Genomic DNA, 21,293 nt, shown 5'->3' with positions numbered 1-21,293 from the left:
CGAGCCCCTGCGATCCCCTCTCCCCTCAACCTGGCCTCCTGACCGCGACTGATTGGTTCAGCTTGAAAGCACAGGAGGACAACGCATAACCGGCTGGCTACGGTTACTGTGCCAGTACAGTCTCAAAGAGGCTCTAGCCGCTGTTGCCGCATCTTAGGGTTATCGAAAGCATCACGTGCGTAAAGCCGCTTTCTCCCGCATGCCGGGTACGCGCATTTTTCGGTCATTTACCCTCACGGCCAGGAACGCCTTTCCGCGGCAGCCGTTGATTCTGCTGAAATGAGAGGACCACGAAACCATGCAAACAGACATATGGGACAGGCCGATCGAGATAACATATGATGGCGGCGATCACTTCAAAAGTGTTTGTAGTCCCAGAGAGGCTCTCGCCTGTTTGGCGAACTCCTGGCCGGTGTCCTGCGACAGATCTCAATCGGCTGCGAAGCGAGCGTGTCTCCAGGCGATTGCGGGAAATGCGCCTTTGTCTGTCGCTGAAGCCGCGTTCATCAAGGCCGCCGAGGCGGCGGGTATCCTGAAGCATTAGTTTTCCTATTTCCGACCCGATCGCCAGGTGGAACGCTGGGGTGTCGACCTCGCAACCGTTGCCGAACAGGGACCGGTCAGGCTGGGCAGGTGATCCCTGTCCGCCGGACGTTTTGCAGCTTTTGGCGCGCACGGATCCGTTCGCGGCAGTTCGATGCGGCACACTCGGGGTCGTCAGCGGCGTCTGCAATCGTCTCGATCAGTTTGCGGGAGATCGCTTCGACGTTATTTATTTCTCCGCCAATTACGTCGCTGGAGCGAACCTACGGACCGTTATTGGTCTTTCGCGGGCTAGGTAAAGGAAGCGGTGGCCCATGTTCGAGGCAGGCTCAGGGAAAGGCTCTGCCAGCTTCGCCCAACCGATGCAGGCTTTGTTCAGGGCTTGGTTGGGGGGATACTGGTCTGGAGCGCCGGGGCAGCATCCTGTAGTCTGTTGATAGGGTGAGCCCTGTCGTCCTTGCTGGCATTGGAGAAATACATGCCAAATCCGCCGGATCGAGCTGAGGCGACTGCCGGCGACGCTTGTCGTGACGTCCCAGCGGGCGCCGCTCATGAGGAATGCCTCGTCTGGACCCGGCTGAGATCAAGCTCGAAGAGCAGGTTGCGGCCGATCGCGCCGACGTCCTGGTCATTGCCGCGCTCATCGCGCCAGTCGTGTTGGTAGTGGCTTTGGTATACAAGCGGATTGTCGGCCGGTAGGCTGACACTGGAGAGATCATGACGGTTTGAGATCTAAGCCTTCGCATGTAGATGCGTCTTTCCCTATGGTTCCCAGGAACCTAAATTAGCTGAGGCTCCCCCCTCGACCTCCACCATTGCCCTGCAAGTCTTTTCGTCGCGCGCTTCATCGGCAGTCCGACGATGAACACCATGCCCGCAGAGGTGGTTTCCTCTGGAGACGGCACGGCGACACGCTTCGGCGAGAAAATCCCGCCACTGGCTGGATTGTCCGGAGGCGCGGTACCGCAAGGGCCTGTCACCTCCGGCATCCGCCCGGAGGATCACATCATCTGTTCACGGGAAGAGGCCTGGTTCAGCGGCAAACTTGCGGTCGCAGAACGTCTTGGAGGGCAGACCTATGGCTATGTCGAGATCGGCGAGCCACGCATGTCGCGTGTCGAGTTCGCGCGGTCCATGGCGATCAAGGTCGGTGACCTGATCCATGTCCGCCCGAACATGGACGCAGTCCACCTATTTGACGCGACTTCCGGCATAAGGATCAACTGACAAAACGGCATAGGCCGTCTGCAGTCTTGTAGCAGTAGTGTCTGACGGGTCGACTTGACGCGAGAGGTCGTTACCAAGGCATTGCCTGTCAGCGGCCGTTACCTGAGTTGTTCCGAGGGTCAGCAATCGGCTTGGGCTCCCTTCAGGTCTCTTCAGCAATTGCTGGCGAACTGCGACCTTAGCATCTCGCCGGCACGGATCTCGGATCGATTGCTGGGAGCCTCGCCGGCAGTAAAGCTCACGAGAAGTCTGAACTGCCCTTCGCGCAGAGTTTCAGCCGGTCGGAGCACATCTTGAGCCGCCGCCGTCATTGTAGATTGAAGTTGCGCCTGACCACCGGGGCTGCTGCTTTCAACAAGGACTACGACAATGAGTCTATCCGCTGTCTGCGGCTCCTGCTCGAACACCTCGTATCGTTGGTTGGGTTCAGCAAGTCCGATCCTGTAGGAGAGCGCTTGTCCGCAAGACACCAGGTCCTGAAGCAGCAGCCCCATTTGCAGACAGGACGCGCTGGCGTGGCTGCGGCCTACGGAGAAGGCCTGAACGCAAGCATAGGCGCCAGCTCCTCTCCCGCCGGAGGCGATGCACTCGCCCGGAATACGCAAAACATTGGAAAAATTGGCGCGCATCTTCGCCGACCAAGGTGTGGGATTGCGCACCAGATCAAGATAGTCCGGGTGCTGAAGCGCATCGAGATCGTCGAGCTCGTAGAGGGTGAAGTAGCTGTCCACTTCCTCATCGCCCTTCGACGCGTAACGACGCGCCGAGAGAATGCCTGGGGACGTTAGTCTCTCCGGCACGTGTTCAAACGTATGCCAAGCTTCATATTCCTCGGCGAGGGCCAGAGGATAGTCGTTCCATAGTGCGAGAAATGCCGTTGTCATGAACCCGCCGCGATCCGTAACATAACCTTCGAGGCGACACGCTCCTGAGCAAGCGCGAAGCCGTCAAGAGCCTCTGCGAGCGGGAACCGATGGGAAACCAGGCCTCGCATCATTTCCTGATTACCGTTGAGGAACGCCAAGATCTCATCCCATGTCTCGGGCGAAGCCCGATATGAGCCGCGGATCTGCTGATGCATCCGCACCAGCGCCGTGAGGTCAATTTCCGCCGTCTTGGGATGAATGCCGACGATCGTGAAGTTCCCGCGTTTTTTTAGAAACGGCAGGCAGATGTTGACCAGCGACGGGACGCCCGCCGCCTCTATGATTGCGTCGAAGGGCTGAAAGGGCCCAAGCGCCTCTTCCAGTCCAGTGTGTTTGGTGTCAATCAGGTGCGGGAACCCTATTCTTGCCAAAGCCGCGAGCCGTGTCGGGTCATCCCTGCCGACGACAACCACTGCGGCGCCTTGCGCCCGAGCAAGGATGGCGATCCCCTGGCCAATGAAGCCAGGTCCCACTACCAGCACCGTCTGGCCGCGGCTGACTTGCGCCGTGGCAACAGCCTCGGCGCACACAGTCATGGGCTCTGTGAGTGCCGCAATTTCCATGTCCAGGCCTGCCGGCACGACGTGACAATTCCTGTAGGGCACGCTCACCAGCTCGGCAAAGGCACCGTTGCGCCCGATACCGATCCCCTTCCGGCTGCTGCAACTGTCCTCGTTGGAAGCAAGACAGGCAGCACACCGGCCGCAGGTCACTGACGGCCGTGCTGTAACCCGCGCACCAACGACGTCTTCTGCGACACCCGGTCCAACCCTTTCGATCCTGCCGGAAAATTCGTGGCCGAGCGTGACGGGCATGGCCCTTTCCATCGTCTCGTACCCGGGCGCCCACTCGGCGATGTGAATATCCGTGCCACAGATTCCCGCAGAATGAACCCGGACAATTACTTCGCCCTCCTGCGGCACCGGTTCGTCAGGCCTGAGGTATTCCAAGCCCTTGGCAGGCCGCACTTTTTGCAGTGCTAGCACTTTGTGATCTCCTGGGAATGCGGCATGGACGGTTATCCACGCCAGCTGAGGAAATGCTTCTCGATCCGGCCAATGGTGAAGCTTACGAGCAAGCCGAGAACCGACAGGATCGTTACGCCGGCGAAGAGCTTTTCAAGATCGTAGAGCGAGCCCGCTTCCAGGATATAGGAGCCGACGCCATACTGCGCCCCCAACATTTCGGCCGCCACCAGCAGGATAATCGCAATGGAGACCGAAACGCGCAGTCCAGAAAGGATTGCCGGAAACGCACCGGGAAGGACGATCTTGCGCACGATCGACCACCAGCTGAGGCCAAAACTTTGCCCCATGCGGATCAGCGTGCGATCGACATTGTCGACGGCGCCATAGGTGGCAACAACCGTGGGGGTGAACGTGCCAAAGGCGATCAGCATGTATTTGGACATCTCGTCGATGCCAAACCAGATGACGAAAAGCGGCAACAGGGCGATCTTCGGGATTGGAAACAGCGCGGCGACGAGGGGCACCAGCCCGGCCCGAACGTAGCTGAACAGGCCAATCATGACACCGAGACCGATGCCGAAAGAGATACCCAGGAAAGCGCCAACGACGAGGCGCTGCATGGAAGGGATCAAGTGCTTCCACAGCAGGCCGGTTTCCCAAAGCTGCACGAAGGTGTCCAGCACCGCTGACGGTCGCGGCAGGGTGAGGTTGGAAATAAAGCCGCTGCGCGTCCCCAGTTCCGCGAGCGCGATTAGCACCACGAAAACGATCAGGCCGACGCCGCGTATCGGCGCCGGCGCGAAGCCGCCGCCGCGGAAGTTGACCGTCCTGGTGCGGCCTGTAGCCAGATTGGGTGGGTGCGTCGGGGCGATGTCGCCAGACGCTGTGGTGACATCAGACATTGACCAGCTCCTTGTCGGCCGCCATCGCCTCATCGCGCATCAAATCCCAAAGCTGCTGCTGCTTCGCCTCCAGTACCGAGTTCCCGAGATGGCGCTCACAGAGCGGAATATCGATGTCAACAATTTCGCGGATGCGACCCGGACGACGCGACAGCACCACGACACGATGACCAAGCCGCACTGCCTCATTAAGATTGTGCGTCACATAGACAGACGTGAAGGGTTGCCGGGTCCACAAAGAAATCAGGTCGTCCATCAGCAGCTCGCGGGTCTGGCTATCCAGGGCGGACAAGGGTTCATCCATCAGCATCACGGCCGGTCGCACCGCGAGCGCCCGACTGATAGCCACGCGTTGGCGCATACCGCCTGAAAGCTGCTTGGGGAAGGCGGTTCGAAAGTCAGAAAGCCGAGTGCGTTCCAGGACGTCGGTGACAATATCGTTCTTTTCCCCGCGGCTGAGGCCATGATCCTCGAGAACAAGCTTGATGTTTCCTTCAACGGTGCGCCACGGCAGCAGCGCAAAATGCTGGAAAACATAGGTTAGCGGGTTGAGAGAATCGGCGGGTGGATCACCGACCTGGAGCACGTCCCCCGTCGTCGGGCGCTCGAGCCCGCCAAGAAAACGCAAAAGCGTGGACTTGCCGCAGCCCGACGGCCCGATCAGACAAACGATCTGTCCCTGCGGTATGTCCAGCGAGATGTCTTTGAGGACTTCGACGGCCCCATAGTAGTGACTTACGTTGTTGAGTCTCAGGTCCATGGAGCCTCCTGGCGGAGGCCATGGGGCCTCCGCAGTCTCGATCTGCCGGTGATCAGATCGTCTTTACGTAGCTTGTGTCGAAGAGTTGCTCGTTGGAGATCGAGTCTTTGACCATCCCTTCGGCCTTGAACCATTCGAGCTGTTCGACGCAGCTGTCGAGCGACAGCGCCAGACCTTGGTTGATGCGCATGGCACCGTCGATGAGGTTCTGCTTGGCCGCCTCTGCCGGGCTGTCACTTTCAACATATTTGTGAACGATCTGGGCCAGTTGATCGACTTCTGCGGCGTCTGCCGTCTTGTCGACGAAAGCGGCATTGTAGTCGGCGATCGCCTTGGAATAGGCAGCGACGAAGGATTCCGTCATTGCACGCTCGTCCTTGGCGTTCTTGGTCGATGTGAATGCGGTCGTCACCTGGTAGTTCGGAGCATAGTCCGATACGATGCCAATCTGCTTGGCCGCGCCCTCGCGTATCATCTTCTTGGCGACGGACGGTTGAATTGCCCAGGCGTCAATCTGACCGGTCGACAACGCGCCAATGATCGCGCCGAGCTTCTGCAGCGGGCGCAGTTCAATGTCGGATAGCGCGACGCCGTTTGCTTGGGCGATTTTGTACGCCATGAAGTGAAAGGACGAGCCGGCGGTGGTGATGCCAAACGTCTTTCCAGCAAGCTTGGAAGTGTCCGTAAGGCCAGCCTCAAAGGCTTTGTTGGACGCCAGCACGATAGCGCCGGTAATGCCTTTCTCTTCGGTGAGCGCACCGCCAATCACCTTGACGGCATCCTTCTGGGCGAGGCTAATCAGGCCACCGCTCATGGCTGTCACGCCGAAATCGGCGTCGCCGGACGCAATTGCCACGGCCATGGGCTGGGCCGCTTCGAAGAACTTCAGCTCGATATCGAGCCCGGCGTCCTTGTAGTATCCGCGCTCAAACGCAATGAAGCTTGGCGCATGGCTGGCCAGATGCAGCACCGCAAGATTGCGTGCCGCAGCACGGGCAGGCAGACCAAAGGCGGCGGCTGCGCCAACGGCCCCCATCCCCAAGAGTGTCTGACGGCGATTTAAGGTGAAATGCATTGCGTGTTCCTCCCGATAGAGAACGCCTCCCCGGCGCCTAGACGCTTAACTGCCACCCGCAAATTGCGATGACAACCCATAATGATTATGCCTCCCATGTCCCAGAGGCATGGACCGAGGGTGTGGTACGCTGTTTTTCCGCTGCATCAGACGAGCGGCGGCAGGCTGGCGAGTTTCTCGCGCAGGATCGCGATGAACTTCTGCAGGCTGGCGGAATGGGGGCGGCGGCGGTTCCACAAAACAGAGATCTCGAATTTTGGGGCATCCTCGATTGGCCTCACCACCAGATTGCTGCCCAACGGCCCCAGCGTCGTCATATAGTCAACCAATACGATCCCCATTTCTTCATTAGCAAGCGCAAGGGCAGTATCGGAAAAACGGGCGACCGCACGGGCATTGACCTTCACCATGGCGCGGTCGAGAAAAGTGTCGACCACAGTCTGGTGCGCGCCACCCGCTGCAAAGGCCACGAAGTCGGCGCCACCCAGGTCGGACGCCCTGATCACACGCCTTTGCGAAAGTGCGTGGGTACGTGGGACGACGGCCACGAGATCGGCATGGCCAACCGGCTCGACCGCGATCAAAGGATGGACTGGAGACGCGATGGTCACCAACGCCTCGCCGCGGCCAGAGGTCAGGTAATCTTCGATTTGATCAACCGGGAGCACGTCGAAAAACAGCTCGATGCCTGGCACTTCCTGCGACAACAGTCGCAGGGCCTGTGGCACCAGCGCGCGTGCCACACTGGCGGTTGAACCAACCCTGAAAACCGCGGTTTCACCCCGAGCTATACGCTGGATCTGTCCATCGACACCCGCCAGCTGCCGGAGCACAGGATCAATTTCGGCGTAGATTTCCAGGGCCTCCGAGGTCGGCACAAGCCCATTTCGGTCGCGCATGAACAGGGCGATCTCGAGAAGATCTTCGATCCGCTTGATGGTTCGGCTGAGGGCCGGCTGGGAAATATTGAGGACCTTGGATGCGCCGGTGATCGACCGGGCGTTCATAACGGCATGGAACACCTCGATCTGGCGAAGGCTGAGAAGCGTCTCACCCGGACCCTTGCCGTGGTGATCGAGAGTGCTACGCGCCAAGATGTGATTTCCCTAGGAATTTGAAAACATGATCGAGAACCTGATCTGACGCCAGTTCCGGCAGCAGATGCCCGCCGACCAGCCCCTCACCCTCAACCTCAGATGCCCAGACACGCCAGATCTCAAGTGGCTCGCGCCCACCTCCATACCGTCGTCCGGCTTCCCATAAAAGCAGCACCGGCGCAGCGATGCGCCGCCCGGCCGCCCGATCGGCAAGATCATCAGCCTCGTCAAGGGTGGCGCCGGCGCGGTAATCCTCGCACATGGCGTGGCGAACGTCAGGTTCGTCGAAACAGGCGCGGTAATCGGCCAGAGCTTCAGGATGCAGATGCGCCAGGTCACCTGCCATCTTCGTCAGCGTAGTGTCGAGCAGGAACCGAGGATCACCACTCATGAGCCTTTCAGGCAGAGGCTCTGGCTGGGCCAGCATGAACCAGTGCCACGCCCCCATGCCAAAAGTCTTATTCGCGCCCTCCCACATTTCCGCAGTCGGGACGACGGTCACCGAGACCAGCGCTAGGATTATATCTGGAAAGTCGAGGGCCATGCGATAAGCGACCCGGCCGCCTCGGTCGTGACCGACGACGACGAATTTTTCGTGACCAAGAGCTTGCATCATGGCCACCAGGCTTGCTGCCATCCGCCGCTTCGACCCGGCACCTTCCCGGTTGGCGGTCACGCGGCTTCGGCCATAGCCGGGTAGATCCGGGACGACCACATGATAGCGTTCCGCCAATTGCGGGGCGACCCGATGCCAGGCCGCCCGCGTCTGAGGGTAGCCATGCAGCAGCAGGACCGCAGGCCCCTGCCCCTTGGACAAGACGGCCAATCTTGCGTCCGGTGTGTCGATGAACATCTGGGAAAAGCCCGTAAAAAGCGTTGCTGCCTTGTCTTCCACGTCTATCTCTCCTCAATCGTCGCCCACACAAGCAGCGACCGCGCGCAGTTCTGCGATGAGCACATCGGCTGCCGGTGGGCGGGGGCGCAGTCGGCAGGAATGAACATAGGCCGAAATCGCCACACTGTTTTCGATCGGTATGGCGACAAGACCGCTCGCTGTACAGTCAATCGCGGAAAACGCGTCGAGGATCGTGATCCCGATGCCCTCGGCGACGAAAGACAAAGCCGCATCCACGAAATGAACAAAGACGGACGTTTCCCGCACCACCCCCCAGCGATGAAATGTCTCGTCGATGTGAAGGCCGTGGGTGGTCGCGGCAGCAAAAGATATCAAGGTTTCGCCAGCCAGATCCATCGGCGTGACTGAGGATCGCGATGCCAGAACGTGGTTCTTGGGCACGACGCAGACGAGCTTCGCCTCCCGGATCTTGACCGTCTCGATCAAGGGATCCTCCACAGTGGCAATGGTCGCCACGCAGGAGCCTTGCCCGAACAGGAGATAATCCCTGATGTCACGCTGCGAGAGGGAATCGCAGTAGTAGGTGCTGGCCGCGCCCTTCAGCTGCAATTGGCGCAAGGCCTTGGGAAGCAAGCGCATGCCGATGCTGGGGGTGGCGCCAAAGCGAAATGTCGAGCCCTTGCCACGTGCAATGGAATAGACAACGTCGGAGAGCATTTCTGACTGCTGATGGACGCGTTCCACCTCCGTAAGGATCAGCTGCGCTTCCTGCGTCGGTACAATGCGACCGGAAATGCGGGCAAACAACGCGGTTCCGAGTTGATCCTCCAGCCGCTTGATGGCGATCGACAGGTTCGGCTGAGAGACGCCGAGATGGCGCGCTGCGGCGGTCAAGGAGTTCGTTGCCATGACGGCGCGGAAGATTTCCAGATGGCGCTCTTTCAACTTCGGCTTTGGCTTCGGCTCAGTCATGAACGATCTCGGGCACCTATAAATCCTGCTAATGCATCTTGGCGTAATATGTATTGGCGTCAATGACCTGGTTCCCCTATCCCTTCGACCTTGTCAGGGAGCGGAACCATGAGCGGCGCAACCACCACCATCGTTTTGGTCATCAATGGCTCAACTCTTGGCATGGATGTCTTCGAGGCTGATCATGCATAGTTTGCGTCAGGAACAGGCTGATGTCGTCGTGATTGGCGGCGGCGCGGGGGGAATGAGCGCGGCCGTCGCAGCCTCCCGACTTGGCGCGCGTGTAACACTCGTCGAGCAATACGGGTTTCTCGGTGGCGCCGCGGCGAACTCTTTGGTTCTGGCCTATTGCGGGTTCTATCAAAAAGGTCCTCAACCTGTCGCAGCGGTGCGCGGCATTGGCGAGGATCTGCTGAGAGAACTGATTACACTCGGCCAACCTGCCGCGCCTGTGGTCTCTCGCAGCGGCAACTGGATTGTCATGCTTGACCCGGAGGCGGTAAAATTTGCCTTTGATCGACTGTGCGAAAAGGCTGGTGTCCGGGTGCTGCTCCACAGCAAGCTGTCGGCTGTGGTCAAGGAGAATGACCATGTGACTTCGGTGACGATATCCGACCACGCGGGCACCGCCACCATCAATGCCCGGGCATTCATCGATGCCAGCGGTGAGGCAACCCTGTCATGGATGTCTGGAGCGCGAATGACGGTCGACAGCTTGAGGGGCGACCACGTGCAGCCCGCCTCAATGCCGGTCAGGATCGGCGGCGTCGCGCCGAACGTTGAATTCGACCGCGTTCAGATGGCTAAGATCATCAACGCCTACAATGTCACGGCTGACACGCCTATTCCGCGCGCCGACGGCGGCGTGCTTTCTCGGCTGCCGATTTCGGACGATGTTTGGTGGATGGCGATTGATCTTGAAACGGATGGACTGACCGGGGAAAGCTTAAGCACCGTTGAGCGCGAGGCGAGACGCCAAGCGTGGCGAAATCTCGGGCTGCTGAAACAACTGCCAGGCTTCGAGCACGCTTACCTGGCAGCAAGCGGGCCGCAGATCGGCATCAGGGAGAGCCGAAGACCGCTGTCGCGCCAGGACATGACCGGGTCTATGCTTGAGGCCGGCTTGAGGCGCCCAGATGGCGTGGGACGTGCCGCCTGGCCGATGGAAGTGCACGAAGCCCCCGGCCGGGCGCGGTTCATCGACATTGGTGGAGAGGGATTTGCGGATCTTCCCATGGGCGCCATACAGTCGGCAGATCTGGATAACCTCTACTTGGCTGGCCGTGTCACCGGCGCCGACGGCGCAGCTTACGGATCAGTCCGCGTGATGGGCACCGCCTTTGCCAGCGGTCATGCAGCCGGCATTGCTGCGGCTCTGCGCGCGCAGGGAAATACGCCGCTTTGTGACGATGTGCGGCGTCATCTTCTGGACCAGGGCGCACTTGTCTGACCAGGACGCAAGTGCGCACGACCGCACGCCAAAAAAGAGCCGCAGGAGCCGGTTGAACGCGATGCCCTCTCTTGGGCCGCTTTGCCCGACACTTTGCGGTACGACGTCACTTTGCCAGCGCACGCAGATCGACCGCTACCGCATGCTGCTTTTTGACGGCCAGCCGAACCGCGTCCAGAACAATGAGATTTGCCGTGGCATCGCGCACATCAACCAGCGGCGCTCCACCGTGACGGATGAGGTGTGCAAAATGTAGCAATTGCTCCATGTACGGGTCTGCTGGCTCCATCTTCAACCGTGATGGCTTGAGCTTGCGCGTCCAGTCGGGTTCATCGTCCGGTTGCCATATCGTCAGGTCCGGCAGCGAGAGCCCGGCCCTGCTTCCGGCGTAGTGATGTGCGCTGACGTCATGGGCCGGAAAACGCACAGGATTTTCACCTGCGGAAAGATCCCAGGCCCATGGACCAGTGGCGGCGTCGGAAATACACAAGGTCGCAATCCCGCCATCCACGAAGGTAAGAACAACTGCCGCTGTATCTTCGACGGCGAAGCCACGACGGAGATTGCTGGCTACCGCCTGCACGCTTGCCACTTCGCCGAAAAAGTGACGCAGCAGATCAATTTCATGCACCAGATTGATCAGCAGCGGCCCGCCCACTCCAGGCGTATGACGCCAGGCAGCGTCAAAATAGGAAGGCGTCTTGGCAAGCGAGCAGGTCACCGTCGCCATCACAAGGTCGCCGATCCGGCCGGAGCGTATCGCTGCATGGGCAGCCTTTGTTATGGGATTATGGCGCCTGTGGTGACCGACCAGAAGCGGTACCCCAGTATCGTCCACGAGGGCAATCAGTTGCAGTGCCGACTCAAGGCACTCGGCAACCGGCTTCTCCAGAAGCACCGGGAGGCCCGACGTCAACAGCATTTCAGAGATTGGCAGATGGGTCTCATTTGGCGTGGCGACGATGGTAGCCTGCGCGACGCCTGACTTGATCAGCGCTGCGACATCAGCAAAACATGGCACTCCATGCAGCTTCGCGAAAGCCTGCCCCACCGGTGCGGGTTCGACCAGGGCGGCGAATGACAGCCCTCCCTTTCCCGCCTTCTCCATCTGTATCAAAGTATCGATGTGTGTTCGGCCGATAGCACCTGCACCGATCACTGCAACGCCAATCTTTTCCAAAAGACTCTCCTCCCTGACTGCATTGGGAGGAGGATACAAAAACAGAACCGGAATTAAAGTTTATTCTTGAATGTCATTCCATTTTTTGCGTAGGGTGGCGAAGGAAGAGGAACTGAGGCCTGAGAAGATCCCCCACTCCCGTTGGACGGACCGGGGGCGCTGCTTATCACCTGTGACAGCGACAGGGGGATGCGCCACAGTCTGCGGAGGCGGAACGTATTGAAACGGATACTGGTAACGGGCGGCTCTGGATTTGTAGGACTGCGGACGGTTGCAGCTCTACAGGCTGTCGGCCACTGCGTTCGTATCTTTGATCTCGCTCCACGGCGAGAGCGCCTGCCGGCCTCCGTCTCGGCGCAGCTCGTCGCCGGCGACATCGCAGACCCACACGCAGTAGCGGCTGCCGCCGAGGGATGTGACGGGATCATTCACCTCGCCGGGTTGATGACACTTGATTGCGCCCGCGATCCCGTACGGGCTGCCAATGTCAACCTGATTGGCAGCATCAACGTTTTTGAGGCGGCAAAGCAGCGGCGCCTGCCCGTGGCATATCTGAGCACAGCCGGAGTGTTTGGACCCGGGGATGCCGTTTATCCGAAGCCCTTGACGATTTACGGCGCGACAAAGCTGGCTGTCGAAGGCGTGGCCCGCGCCTTCTTCCTCGATCACGCAGTTCCGAGCCTGGCACTACGCCCCTACATCATCTATGGACCCGGCATCAGTTCCGGTATCGCAGCCGGTCCATCTATCGCCATCGCCGCTGCGGTGCGGCGCGAGCCGGCAGAAATTCGCTTCTCGGGCCGTGTCGGCTTCGTGTATGTCGACGACGTAAGCCGTATGCTGGCTGCGGCCATGACCGTCCCCCTCGAGGGCGTCACAGCCCTGACGATGGCCGGCGAGACCGCCGATATGGAGTCCTTCGTGAGCGAGCTTCGTGCTCAGTCTGGCTGGTCAAAGATCAGCATCAGCGGCGCGCCCTTGCGCATACCGGCAGATCTGACGTCCGATCCCGTGCCTGCTTTTTTGGGGCCGCAGCTCGTCACGGGCATCGCCACCGGCATCCGCCATTCCCTCGGCGCGCTCGAAGGCCTGAAGGTCGAGGAATCATCTAATGTTTAGGTTGTATCGTCCATTTTCCCGGTGGCGAATGCCTGATTTACGGGTATTTAGCGAGAGGGGAAGAGGAGCCTCTGTCGCCAGGAGGACTTTGCCACCGATGAAATAAAGCGCCTCGCGGCCCTGTCACGATGGGAGGGGGCGGGAGCAACCGGTTGGCGGGGGCTGTCAGTTGAGCCCCCGTGGAGGAGAAGCCGGGACAACAATGCAGCCGCAGGCTTTGCGGCCAGCGTTCCGAACTGCGCCAGAGGTCGTCAGTCGGATTCTTCGCAAGTGATCACCCAGGGAGGAACAGATGATCAACAAACTACTCTATGCCACGGCACTCGTTACAACACTCGGCGTCGCGCCGGCGATGGCAGAGCTGAAAGTCGGCTCGATTGTGGAGTTGTCCGGTCCTGGTGCCGCAGCCGGCACCAACTTCCGTGACGGCGTAAAAATGGGCTTTGAGGAAATCAACGGCGCCGGGGGCATCCTCAACGAACAGGTCAACATCACGGAATACGACAGCCAGACGGACCCGCAGGTGTCGCGCGCGATGGTACAGAAGGCGATCGACGACGAAGTCTATGCCATCATGGGTACGGTCTTCTCCTCGTCGACGGTCGTCAACATGCTCGTCGCCCGCCAGGCCGGGATTCCGCAGTTCACCGGCTCCGAGGCACCCTCAATCACGTCCATGAACAATCCCTACATCTTCCGCACAGCCTTTGGATCGCAAAAGGGCGTGCCGAAGATGGCAAAGTACATGGCTGAGGAGATGAAGGTGAAGAAGGTCGCCGTCATCTGGGCAAACACCGAATTCGGTAAAGGTGGCCATACCTCTTTCCTGACAGAGGCCAAGAACCATGGCTTTGAGATCGTCGCCGATATACCGACAGAACAGGCTCAAAGCGACTTTTCCGCGGACATCGTGAAGCTGAAGGGGGTTCAAGCCGATGCGGCCTTCGTCTACGTCACCGAAGAGGAAAGCGCGCGCTTCCTCCGCGAGGCGCGCAAGCAGGGGGTGACCATCCCACTGGTGGGTGAAACCACGTTGATCGGCCATAAGGTGATCGAGCTGGCCGGAGAGGCGGCAAATGGCGCAATGGGTCACGTGGGCCTGACGCCGGACGCAAACATCCCGGCGATGACCGAGATGGTCGAAAAGTTCAAGTCGAAGTTCAACTACACGCCTGACCACAATGCGATCAAAGGCTATACCGCAGCCTATGCGCTCAAATGCGTGACGGAGTTGGTCGGGGAGCCCAACAGTGAAGCCATCGCGGAGAAGTTGCATGGCCTGACGCTGAAAGTTGCCGACTGCCCCGGTGTTCTTATGGACGTCAGCTGGGACGAGACCGGCGAAATGTCACGCCAAAGCTTCTTCGTTGAGGTCGAGAACGGCAAGCAGGTGGTCAAGGCTGTGCTGCCGCCGAATTAGGCCAAGGCAAGAATTCACGCTGTGCCGGCGGCGGCTGTCGCCACCGCCGGCATGTTCTTCATGACTCGCATAGCCGACCACAGCCCCTCAGGACGATATTATGGCCGAGTTACTTCAGCTTCTCATCTCCGGACTTGCCGCAGGGTCTATCTACGCGCTCGCGGCAGTCGGCTTTACGCTTCTTTGGCAGGCATCCCAGACCATTAACTTCGCTCAGGGCGAGTTTGTCATGCTGCCGGCGTTCTTCGTGCTCATCGGCATGAGTGTATTCGGCCTGCCCATGTGGATCGCCATCATCTTCGGGCTGGCTTTGGCTTTGCTGGTCCTTGGCGTTGCGTTCAAGCGGCTGATTGTCGAGCCGATGCTGCCCCATGGGACACTGCCGCTCGTCATTGCGACGATCGCGCTCGGCTTGCTGATGAAGGAGAGCGTGAAGGAATTCTACGGCGCAACGGCGCAGCCGTTTCCCGCGATTTTCCCCCAGACGGTCTATAATATCGCAGGCGCCAGCGTATCGGTCCAAGACATCTGCAATCTGGCTGTCTCCATGTTCGCCATTGGCAGCCTGCAGCTCTTCCTCAACCGCACGCGAACGGGCCGATGCATGCAGGCGACTGCCCAGAACCCGGCGGTCGCCGAGATACTTGGCGTAAACGTCAAACGCATGGTTCTATATACCTTTCTCATCAACGCCGGGCTCGCGACCATCGCATCCGTTTTAATCTCGCCGATCTATCTTGCGAAATTTTCCAACGGCGAGACCCTCGGCCTCGTGGCCTTCATCGCCGCCATCGTAGGCGGCTTCAACCAAATCCGCGGCGCTCTTGTGGGTGGACTGCTGATTGGCGTGATCGACAATCTCTCCGCAGTTTATGTATCTTCCGAGTATCGTTCGGCCATGCCGCTCATGCTGCTCATCGCCATCATCCTGCTGCGGCCGCAGGGCCTGCTCGGCACCCCGGAAGGGAGAACCGTATGACGCGCTTCAAAGTGATCCTCCTTGCACTCGCATTTGCGGCGCTCATCGCCGCTCCGCTCGGCCAAGGCAATTACATCATCTATACACTCTGCTCGTGGTTGATTTTCTCGATCGCCGCGATGGGGCTGAACCTGACGCTTGGCTACGCCGGTCAGGTCAGCCTGGCTCAGGCCGCTTTTATGGGTATCGGCGCCTATATTACCGCGTTGATGACCCTGAACGGCATTCATTGGAGCCTCGCCGCCCTCGTCTCGATCGCCAGTAGCTTTGCGGTGGGCCTGGCATTGGGCTACCCGGCGCTGCGCGTCCAGCACCACTTCCTGGCCTTTGTGACACTCGCTTTCAACCTGCTGCTGTTTCTCGTTCTTCGCAACGAAGAGGAAATCACAGGTGGTTCATTCGGCCTTGTCGGCATGCCGCGCCCTTCGTTCTTCGGCGTTGCCACCGACGGCAACCTCCCTTTCTACTATTTTTCCCTCGTGTGCTTCCTTCTCTCGACCGGCGTGTTGTGGTGGATCCTGCGCTCGCCCTGGGGTCGCGCGTTCAAGGGGCTGCGCGAAAACCCGATCCGCGCAGAGAGCCTTGGGCTGAATATCCGCCGGCAGACCCTGCTCGCTTTCGCGATCGGCTCGGCCTTCGGCGGGCTGGCTGGAGCAATGCAGACGCCGCTTGTCCAGTTCATCGAGCCGGGAAGCTTCGCGCTCATCCACTCCTTGAAGATCCTTCTCATGGTGGTGGTCGGTGGCTCAGGTTTCTTCTTTGGGCCGATGCTGGGGGCGGCGGTGGTCATCCTCCTGCCGGAACTGCTGCGGTTCACCGAGGGGTACTACCTGATCATATATTCCGCGCTTGTCATCGTTTTGATGGCGTACTCGCCAAACGGTCTGATTGGCCTTGGACATAAGCTGCTTGAACGGTTTCGACCCAAGAATGAAGCTCGCAGGGACCTGAACCAGGGGGTTCAGCTATGAACATGCACTCCCAACCCACCCATAATCCCATCCTCTCGGTCCATAACATTTCCAAACACTTTGGCGGCATCAAAGCGGTCAACGGGGTTAGCTTTGATGTGGCGCCTGGCGAAATCCTGGGGCTGATCGGCCCGAACGGTTCCGGCAAGTCAACGCTTTTCAACTGTATCCTGGGGCAGCTTCGACCAACCGAGGGGCACTGCCAGATCAATGGCCGCTCGACCGATGGCGTGCGCCCAGCGGATCTTTCCCTGATGGGTGTCGGCCGCACGTTCCAGCAGCTTTCCGTTTTTCCGAAGATGAGCGTACTCGACAATGTTATCCTTGCCGGACAAGAGCACGAAGGATCGATGCTCTCGCGCCTGTTCAACAAGTCGGACGCCGGCCTCACGGGCAAGGCGGAACAGCTGATTGAATTCTTCCGCCTTACGCCGTACCGCGATACACCGGCCGGATCCCTTTCCTACGGGCAGCAGAAGCTCGTCGACGCCGCAATGGCCTTCATGGCCGGGCCGGGCATCGTTCTCCTCGACGAGCCTGCCGGAGGCATCAATCTGACCATGCTAGGCTACCTGAAAGAGCGGTTGATCACCTATAACCGTGAGCACGGCACAACATTCGTGGTGATTGAACACAACATGGAATTCGTGATGTCACTGTGCACCCGCATCATCGTGTTGGCGCAGGGTGAAATCATCGCGGAAGGAACACCCGACGAAATCCGATCGAACCAGATCGTCATCGACGCGTATCTCGGAGGCTGACATGCTTGAAGTAAAGAACCTCACCGGGGGCTACGGTCGGGTCACTATTTTGAACGGCACTTCCTTTGTGATCCCCAAGGCCTCGATCACCACCGTCATCGGCCCCAATGGCGCTGGCAAATCCACGGTGTTCAAAGCCGTTTTCGGTCTTTTGAACATCCAGTCCGGCGAGATCCTGCTGGACGGCGAGAACGTGACGCGAAAATCCCCCGCCGAGATGATTGCCCGTGGGGTCACCTATGTCCCGCAAGGTCGCAATGTCGTGCCGCAGCTTTCGGTACTTCACAACCTCGAGCTTGGCGGCATCACCGCAAAGGACCAGACAAGGGTCAAGCGTCGCATGGAAGAGGTGATGGATCAGTTTCCGATGCTGCGAGAGCGCAAAGACCAAAAGGCGGTCGAACTTTCAGGCGGGCAGCAGAAGCAGCTTGAGGTCGCCCGCGCTTTGTTGCTCGACCCGAAGCTGATCCTGATTGACGAACCATCAATCGGCCTGTCGCCGAACCTGGTGCAGGAAGTCTTCCAGACCCTGATCCGCTTGCGCGACCAGGGCGTCACCATTTTGATGGTCGAACAGAACGCCAAGGCTGCGCTCGCTATGTCCGATTATGGGCTGGTGCTGGAACTGGGTCAAACCCGGATGTTTGACAAGGCCGACAAGCTCCTGCGGGATCCTCGGGTCGGGCAGCTCTTTCTTGGGGGCAGTATCGATACTGCTGCATGACACCCTCCCAAGGTGCCAGGTACAAAGGCCCGGCCTGGATGCCGGGCCTTTGTCCTTGGATGATATGCTCCGGCGCAGGCAGCGGCCGACCCACTGCCATTAGGCCGTCGCGGCATCTCCAAAATCTCCAAACGCGGTCCAGCCGCCATCGACGGGCAAGACAATTCCCGTAATGGCCGACGCAGCAGGGGAAGCAAGAAACGCAACGGCTGCAGCAACTTCATCCGCCTGGATCAGGCGCCCAATGGGCGTGCGTCGGCAAATGGTGGCGATGTCGACCCGGCCGGCATCAGCGAGCTTGCGCACCAATGCGGTTTCGACGAAGGCCGGTGCAACGGCATTGACCCTCACACCTCGGCCCGCCCACTCACAGGCCATCGCCCTTGTCATTGCCACAATGCCAGCCTTCGCAGCCCCGTAGGCATTGCGCTTCGGCAGACCGGTCAGGCCTGCGATGGAGGAGAGATTGACGATCGCACCGCAGCGTCGTTGCACCATGCCCTTGGCCACCTCGCGTGACATGAGGAAAGTTCCCGAAAGATGGACGTCAAGCACCTTTTTGAAGTCGTCTAGCCCCTGCTCAAGTGTCGGCAGATGACTGTCGCCTATACCGGCATTGTTGACCAGAATGTCGAAAGGCGCCAAAGCCGCTACGACAATGGCATCGGCCTCCACCGTAATGTCGCAAGCAACGCCGGCATGGCCCACGCCGAGGCTGGCAGACCGATCGGCTGCTTTGACGCCGTCGAGATCTGCGATAGTGACGCGGCAACCATCTGCTGCAAGCGCCCTGGCTATCGCAAACCCGATCCCTTCGGCGCCACCGGTGACAAGCGCATGCCGGATCTCACGCATAGCCAGGCCTCGGAACCAACCCCATCAATGCTTGGGATAACCCGCCGTCGACGACGATATCCTGACCGGAAACATAGGAAGAGCGCCTCGAAGCGAGGAACAGAGCGACGTCGGCCATGTCCTCGGGGGTGGCGATACGTCGAGCCGGAATCATGGCTTCGCGTCGCAGCTTCACATCCTCATCCTGGTAAAATGCCTCCGAAAGGGGGGTGCGGATGAGGCCGGGGCTCAGCGTGTTGGAGCGGATACCGTTCGGACCCCACTCATACGCCAGCTGACGCGACAGCATCAAAATGGCGGCTTTGGATGCGGAATAGGCGCCGCTTGCCGGCTGCGGCTGTGTTCCGGCAATGCTGGCGACATGGACGAGTGCTCCGCGGCCGCGGGAGAGCATGCCGCGACCGAATGCCTGGGCTGCGGCAAGGTAGCCGGTCAGATTCACAGCAATCATGGCCGACCAGTCGGCTTCAGATATACTGTCCAACCGTCCCGGTCGCAAAATGCCGGCATTGTTGATCAAAATGTCTGCACCCCCTAGCGCTTCGACCCGCCTGGCCGCGACCGCTATCTCCTCGGCATTGGAGATGTCGCACGCGATGGCGAAAGCGCCGTGCCCGAGTTCTGCCACCAAGGGGGCCGTTCGGATTTCATCACGATCCAGCAGCACCGTTCGCACCCCCTGCCCCGCAAACGCCCGCGCCAGGGCCATGCCTATGCCCCCGCCAGCACCCGTGATGACAGCCGTTTTCCCCTCCAGTTCCAGCCAACTCATGCCGTGTCTCCATGAACATCTGCGAGATAGCGGCCGGTGATCCAGCCGAAGGTCATCGCCGGGCCGAGGGTAATGCCTGCTCCAGGATAATTGCCGCCCATGATCGAGGCCCGGTCGTTTCCAACTGCGAACAGACCTGCGATCACCCCACCGTCGCGGCCAATCACCTCGCCCGGCACGGTCGTCTTCAAGCCGTCGAAGGTTCCCAGATCGCCCATTTCCAGTTTCACCGCATAGAAGGGGCCCTGTTCGACCGGTGCAACGCAAGGGTTCGGCCGATGCTCGGGATCGGCAAGATACCGGTTGAACGCGTTTTCACCGCGATGATATTCTTCGTCTCTCCCCTGCCGCGCACCGCGGTTCAAATCGGCAACGGTCTGTTCCAGCCCGGCAGCATCGATACTGCAGACGCTGGCGAGTTCGAGCAGTGTCGAACCCTTCCTGAGATAGCCCGACCTTAGCCAGGCGAGCAGAGGCATCGGCGCGGGCTTCGCGTGGCCGAGGCCATATTTGCGGATGGCACGGTGATCGCAGATCAGCCAGGCGGAGGCTTCGCCGGAAGCCACCATGGCTGCGCCGACGTCATGGTAGCTGTCGCTTTCGTTGGTGAAGCGTCGTCCGTTTGAAAGCACGGCAATCATACCGGGCTTGTATCGATCGAGCAGATGCGGGAAGACGCCCTGGCCCGGAACTTGGCTGACCGGCATCCAGGCCGCCGGCTGTGGGAATTGCGCCTCAAAGATCCCGCCCGCTTCCTCACCAAGACGGATGCCATCCCCCGTGTTTCCGGCCGGGACCGGTGAATGATGGTCTTTTCCTGCCTTTAAGTGTGCATATATCCCGGCCCGGCGGGCAAGGTCGTTGGCATAGCCGCCACAGGCGAGAACGACGCCGCGATGCGCCCGGATTGGTCCCGGTTGCGGGCCGCCGACCATCGCTCCGGTCACACGATCTTCCGCAGCCCGGATCAGATGCAGTGCAGGTGTTTGCGTGAGGATCGGGATGTCGAGATCGAAGCAGGCTTTTGCCAGTCGGGCTGCAAGCGCATTGCCGCTCGTCACCTGCACACCCCGGCCGTAGCGGGCAACCTCCAACCCGTGCGCAACCAGCCGCTTCAGGACATAGGCAAACGACTTGGCGGAGCGGGTGGCATTGAAGAAGTGTTTGATGTCGGCATTCGACGAGTTGAACATCATGCCCATGAAGGTGATCGTCGCCAACGGCAGCCGCAACCGCTTCAGGTTGTCGCCAGGGACGCTGGTATCGAAAGGTGCAGCCAGCACCGAGCGGCCAACGTCGACGCCACCGTCGACCGTCGGATGGTAATCTGGATAAAGCGTGGGCACAAACTTGACGTCGGTTTCCTGCTCAAACCAGTCAAGCATCCTTGGTCCGGCATCGAGGAACGCGTCCACTGCGCTGTCCTGGAACCAGTTGCCGGTTTCAGCCTTCATGTAGCGCAGTGCAGCTTCTCGCGTATCTGCCGGATTGTTCACCTTGCCGTGCCGGTTTCCCGGAACCCATAGAACGCCTCCGGAAAAAGCGGTCGTGCCGCCAAACACATCCTCCTTCTCGATGACGATCACCGAAAGGCCATGCTTCCTGGCGGTGATTGCGGTGGAGAGGCCACCTGCCCCCGATCCAATGACAAGCACGTCGTAAACGCGCTCCTGCGTGGGCCGCTCCATCGGTTCCTCCCTGTGGTGAGTGCCATGCTTCCGTGCTAGTCCAGC

21 protein-coding genes and 1 pseudogene are annotated in these 21,293 nt (G+C 60.0%); 9 read left to right on the top strand and 13 right to left on the bottom strand.

What is annotated here, in order from left to right:
• The first annotated feature begins 298 nt into the window (after nt 1–298).
• Nucleotides 299–544 (top strand): DUF982 domain-containing protein, encoded by a 246-nt coding sequence (locus M1E10_RS01455; protein ID WP_499173246.1) that lies wholly within the window; start codon nt 299–301, stop codon nt 542–544.
• A gap of 860 nt (nt 545–1,404) precedes the next feature.
• A complete protein-coding gene (locus M1E10_RS01450) occupies nt 1,405–1,770 on the top strand; it encodes an ATP-binding cassette domain-containing protein (protein ID WP_499173245.1) in 366 nt (121 codons plus the stop codon).
• 152 nt (nt 1,771–1,922) lie between these two features.
• Here M1E10_RS01450 and M1E10_RS01445 read toward each other — a convergent pair whose 3' ends face one another.
• The 9 genes and pseudogenes from M1E10_RS01445 to M1E10_RS01405 form a co-directional block, all read right to left on the bottom strand.
• On the bottom strand, nt 1,923–2,654 hold the full coding sequence (locus M1E10_RS01445; RefSeq protein WP_499173244.1) for a hypothetical protein: 732 nt from the start codon (nt 2,652–2,654) through the stop codon (nt 1,923–1,925).
• A complete protein-coding gene (locus M1E10_RS01440) occupies nt 2,651–3,259 on the bottom strand; it encodes a zinc-binding dehydrogenase (protein ID WP_499173432.1) in 609 nt (202 codons plus the stop codon). Before M1E10_RS01440 ends, M1E10_RS01445 begins: the two co-directional genes overlap by 4 nt.
• 24 nt (nt 3,260–3,283) lie before the next feature.
• Nucleotides 3,284–3,619, bottom strand: a pseudogene (locus tag M1E10_RS01435) (alcohol dehydrogenase catalytic domain-containing protein); the annotation flags it as partial.
• Nucleotides 3,620–3,714: 95 nt separating this feature from the next.
• Entirely contained in the window at nt 3,715–4,566 is an 852-nt protein-coding gene (locus tag M1E10_RS01430; protein ID WP_499173243.1) for an ABC transporter permease, read from the bottom strand.
• On the bottom strand, nt 4,559–5,326 hold the full coding sequence (locus M1E10_RS01425) for an ABC transporter ATP-binding protein (protein WP_499173242.1): 768 nt from the start codon (nt 5,324–5,326) through the stop codon (nt 4,559–4,561). Before M1E10_RS01425 ends, M1E10_RS01430 begins: the two co-directional genes overlap by 8 nt.
• Nucleotides 5,327–5,378: 52 nt before the next feature.
• Nucleotides 5,379–6,401, bottom strand: coding sequence for an ABC transporter substrate-binding protein (locus M1E10_RS01420; RefSeq protein WP_499173241.1), 1,023 nt, complete (start codon nt 6,399–6,401; stop codon nt 5,379–5,381).
• Between the two features lie 146 nt (nt 6,402–6,547).
• Nucleotides 6,548–7,495: a LysR family transcriptional regulator gene (locus tag M1E10_RS01415; protein WP_499173240.1), complete on the bottom strand. Its 948-nt coding sequence runs from the start codon at nt 7,493–7,495 to the stop codon at nt 6,548–6,550.
• The gene (locus M1E10_RS01410; protein WP_499173239.1) at nt 7,485–8,393 is read right to left on the bottom strand and encodes an alpha/beta hydrolase; all 909 of its coding nucleotides are present in this window, start codon (nt 8,391–8,393) and stop codon (nt 7,485–7,487) included. The genes M1E10_RS01415 and M1E10_RS01410 overlap by 11 nt, the downstream gene beginning before the upstream one ends.
• Nucleotides 8,394–8,405: 12 nt before the next feature.
• Nucleotides 8,406–9,326 carry a LysR family transcriptional regulator gene (locus tag M1E10_RS01405; RefSeq protein ID WP_499173238.1) on the bottom strand — a complete coding sequence of 307 codons (921 nt, stop codon included), beginning with the start codon at nt 9,324–9,326 and terminating at the stop codon, nt 8,406–8,408.
• A gap of 184 nt (nt 9,327–9,510) precedes the next feature.
• On the opposite strand from M1E10_RS01405, the gene M1E10_RS01400 reads away from it, so the two are divergent.
• Nucleotides 9,511–10,776 (top strand): FAD-dependent oxidoreductase, encoded by a 1,266-nt coding sequence (locus tag M1E10_RS01400; protein WP_499173237.1) that lies wholly within the window; start codon nt 9,511–9,513, stop codon nt 10,774–10,776.
• A 106-nt stretch (nt 10,777–10,882) separates the two neighbouring features.
• Here M1E10_RS01400 and M1E10_RS01395 read toward each other — a convergent pair whose 3' ends face one another.
• Nucleotides 10,883–11,956 carry a Gfo/Idh/MocA family protein gene (locus M1E10_RS01395; protein ID WP_499173236.1) on the bottom strand — a complete coding sequence of 358 codons (1,074 nt, stop codon included), beginning with the start codon at nt 11,954–11,956 and terminating at the stop codon, nt 10,883–10,885.
• A 219-nt stretch (nt 11,957–12,175) separates the two neighbouring features.
• Between M1E10_RS01395 and M1E10_RS01390 the strand changes: the two genes are divergently transcribed.
• The 6 genes from M1E10_RS01390 (at nt 12,176) to M1E10_RS01365 (ending at nt 17,933) form a co-directional block, all read left to right on the top strand.
• Nucleotides 12,176–13,075, top strand: a complete 900-nt coding sequence (locus M1E10_RS01390) for an NAD-dependent epimerase/dehydratase family protein (protein ID WP_499173235.1) — start codon at nt 12,176–12,178, stop codon at nt 13,073–13,075.
• A gap of 292 nt (nt 13,076–13,367) precedes the next feature.
• The gene (locus M1E10_RS01385) at nt 13,368–14,495 is read left to right on the top strand and encodes a type 1 periplasmic-binding domain-containing protein (protein WP_499173234.1); all 1,128 of its coding nucleotides are present in this window, start codon (nt 13,368–13,370) and stop codon (nt 14,493–14,495) included.
• A gap of 100 nt (nt 14,496–14,595) precedes the next feature.
• On the top strand, nt 14,596–15,474 hold the full coding sequence (locus M1E10_RS01380) for a branched-chain amino acid ABC transporter permease (protein ID WP_499173233.1): 879 nt from the start codon (nt 14,596–14,598) through the stop codon (nt 15,472–15,474).
• Nucleotides 15,471–16,445, top strand: coding sequence for a branched-chain amino acid ABC transporter permease (locus M1E10_RS01375; RefSeq protein WP_499173232.1), 975 nt, complete (start codon nt 15,471–15,473; stop codon nt 16,443–16,445). Before M1E10_RS01380 ends, M1E10_RS01375 begins: the two co-directional genes overlap by 4 nt.
• Nucleotides 16,442–17,209 carry an ABC transporter ATP-binding protein gene (locus M1E10_RS01370; protein ID WP_499173231.1) on the top strand — a complete coding sequence of 256 codons (768 nt, stop codon included), beginning with the start codon at nt 16,442–16,444 and terminating at the stop codon, nt 17,207–17,209. The genes M1E10_RS01375 and M1E10_RS01370 overlap by 4 nt, the downstream gene beginning before the upstream one ends.
• Nucleotide 17,210: 1 nt before the next feature.
• Entirely contained in the window at nt 17,211–17,933 is a 723-nt protein-coding gene (locus M1E10_RS01365) for an ABC transporter ATP-binding protein (protein WP_499173230.1), read from the top strand.
• Between the two features lie 99 nt (nt 17,934–18,032).
• On the opposite strand, the gene M1E10_RS01360 is transcribed toward M1E10_RS01365, so the two are convergent.
• The 3 genes from M1E10_RS01360 to M1E10_RS01350 are packed head-to-tail and all read right to left on the bottom strand — an operon-like array spanning nt 18,033 to nt 21,248.
• Nucleotides 18,033–18,788, bottom strand: coding sequence for an SDR family NAD(P)-dependent oxidoreductase (locus M1E10_RS01360; RefSeq protein ID WP_499173229.1), 756 nt, complete (start codon nt 18,786–18,788; stop codon nt 18,033–18,035).
• Nucleotides 18,781–19,560 carry an SDR family NAD(P)-dependent oxidoreductase gene (locus M1E10_RS01355; RefSeq protein ID WP_499173228.1) on the bottom strand — a complete coding sequence of 260 codons (780 nt, stop codon included), beginning with the start codon at nt 19,558–19,560 and terminating at the stop codon, nt 18,781–18,783. The genes M1E10_RS01360 and M1E10_RS01355 overlap by 8 nt, the downstream gene beginning before the upstream one ends.
• On the bottom strand, nt 19,557–21,248 hold the full coding sequence (locus M1E10_RS01350) for an FAD-dependent oxidoreductase (RefSeq protein ID WP_499173227.1): 1,692 nt from the start codon (nt 21,246–21,248) through the stop codon (nt 19,557–19,559). Before M1E10_RS01350 ends, M1E10_RS01355 begins: the two co-directional genes overlap by 4 nt.
• Nucleotides 21,249–21,293: the final 45 nt, after the last annotated feature.

This window comes from Rhizobium sp. PK7-22 (assembly GCF_056530405.1).
The sequence above is the reverse complement of the archived record's forward strand: the minus strand, read 5'-3'. Positions and strand labels throughout refer to the sequence as shown.

Coding starts and splice junctions, on each gene's coding strand:
- M1E10_RS01455 (WP_499173246.1), top strand. CDS start 299: ATGCAAACAGACATATGGGACAGGCCGATCGAGATAACATATGATGGC.
- M1E10_RS01450 (WP_499173245.1), top strand. CDS start 1,405: ATGAACACCATGCCCGCAGAGGTGGTTTCCTCTGGAGACGGCACGGCG.
- M1E10_RS01445 (WP_499173244.1), bottom strand. CDS start 2,654: ATGACAACGGCATTTCTCGCACTATGGAACGACTATCCTCTGGCCCTC.
- M1E10_RS01440 (WP_499173432.1), bottom strand. CDS start 3,259: ATGGAAATTGCGGCACTCACAGAGCCCATGACTGTGTGCGCCGAGGCT.
- M1E10_RS01430 (WP_499173243.1), bottom strand. CDS start 4,566: ATGTCTGATGTCACCACAGCGTCTGGCGACATCGCCCCGACGCACCCA.
- M1E10_RS01425 (WP_499173242.1), bottom strand. CDS start 5,326: ATGGACCTGAGACTCAACAACGTAAGTCACTACTATGGGGCCGTCGAA.
- M1E10_RS01420 (WP_499173241.1), bottom strand. CDS start 6,401: ATGCATTTCACCTTAAATCGCCGTCAGACACTCTTGGGGATGGGGGCC.
- M1E10_RS01405 (WP_499173238.1), bottom strand. CDS start 9,326: ATGACTGAGCCGAAGCCAAAGCCGAAGTTGAAAGAGCGCCATCTGGAA.
- M1E10_RS01400 (WP_499173237.1), top strand. CDS start 9,511: ATGCATAGTTTGCGTCAGGAACAGGCTGATGTCGTCGTGATTGGCGGC.
- M1E10_RS01385 (WP_499173234.1), top strand. CDS start 13,368: ATGATCAACAAACTACTCTATGCCACGGCACTCGTTACAACACTCGGC.
- M1E10_RS01380 (WP_499173233.1), top strand. CDS start 14,596: ATGGCCGAGTTACTTCAGCTTCTCATCTCCGGACTTGCCGCAGGGTCT.
- M1E10_RS01375 (WP_499173232.1), top strand. CDS start 15,471: ATGACGCGCTTCAAAGTGATCCTCCTTGCACTCGCATTTGCGGCGCTC.
- M1E10_RS01370 (WP_499173231.1), top strand. CDS start 16,442: ATGAACATGCACTCCCAACCCACCCATAATCCCATCCTCTCGGTCCAT.
- M1E10_RS01365 (WP_499173230.1), top strand. CDS start 17,211: ATGCTTGAAGTAAAGAACCTCACCGGGGGCTACGGTCGGGTCACTATT.
- M1E10_RS01360 (WP_499173229.1), bottom strand. CDS start 18,788: ATGCGTGAGATCCGGCATGCGCTTGTCACCGGTGGCGCCGAAGGGATC.
- M1E10_RS01355 (WP_499173228.1), bottom strand. CDS start 19,560: ATGAGTTGGCTGGAACTGGAGGGGAAAACGGCTGTCATCACGGGTGCT.
- M1E10_RS01350 (WP_499173227.1), bottom strand. CDS start 21,248: ATGGAGCGGCCCACGCAGGAGCGCGTTTACGACGTGCTTGTCATTGGA.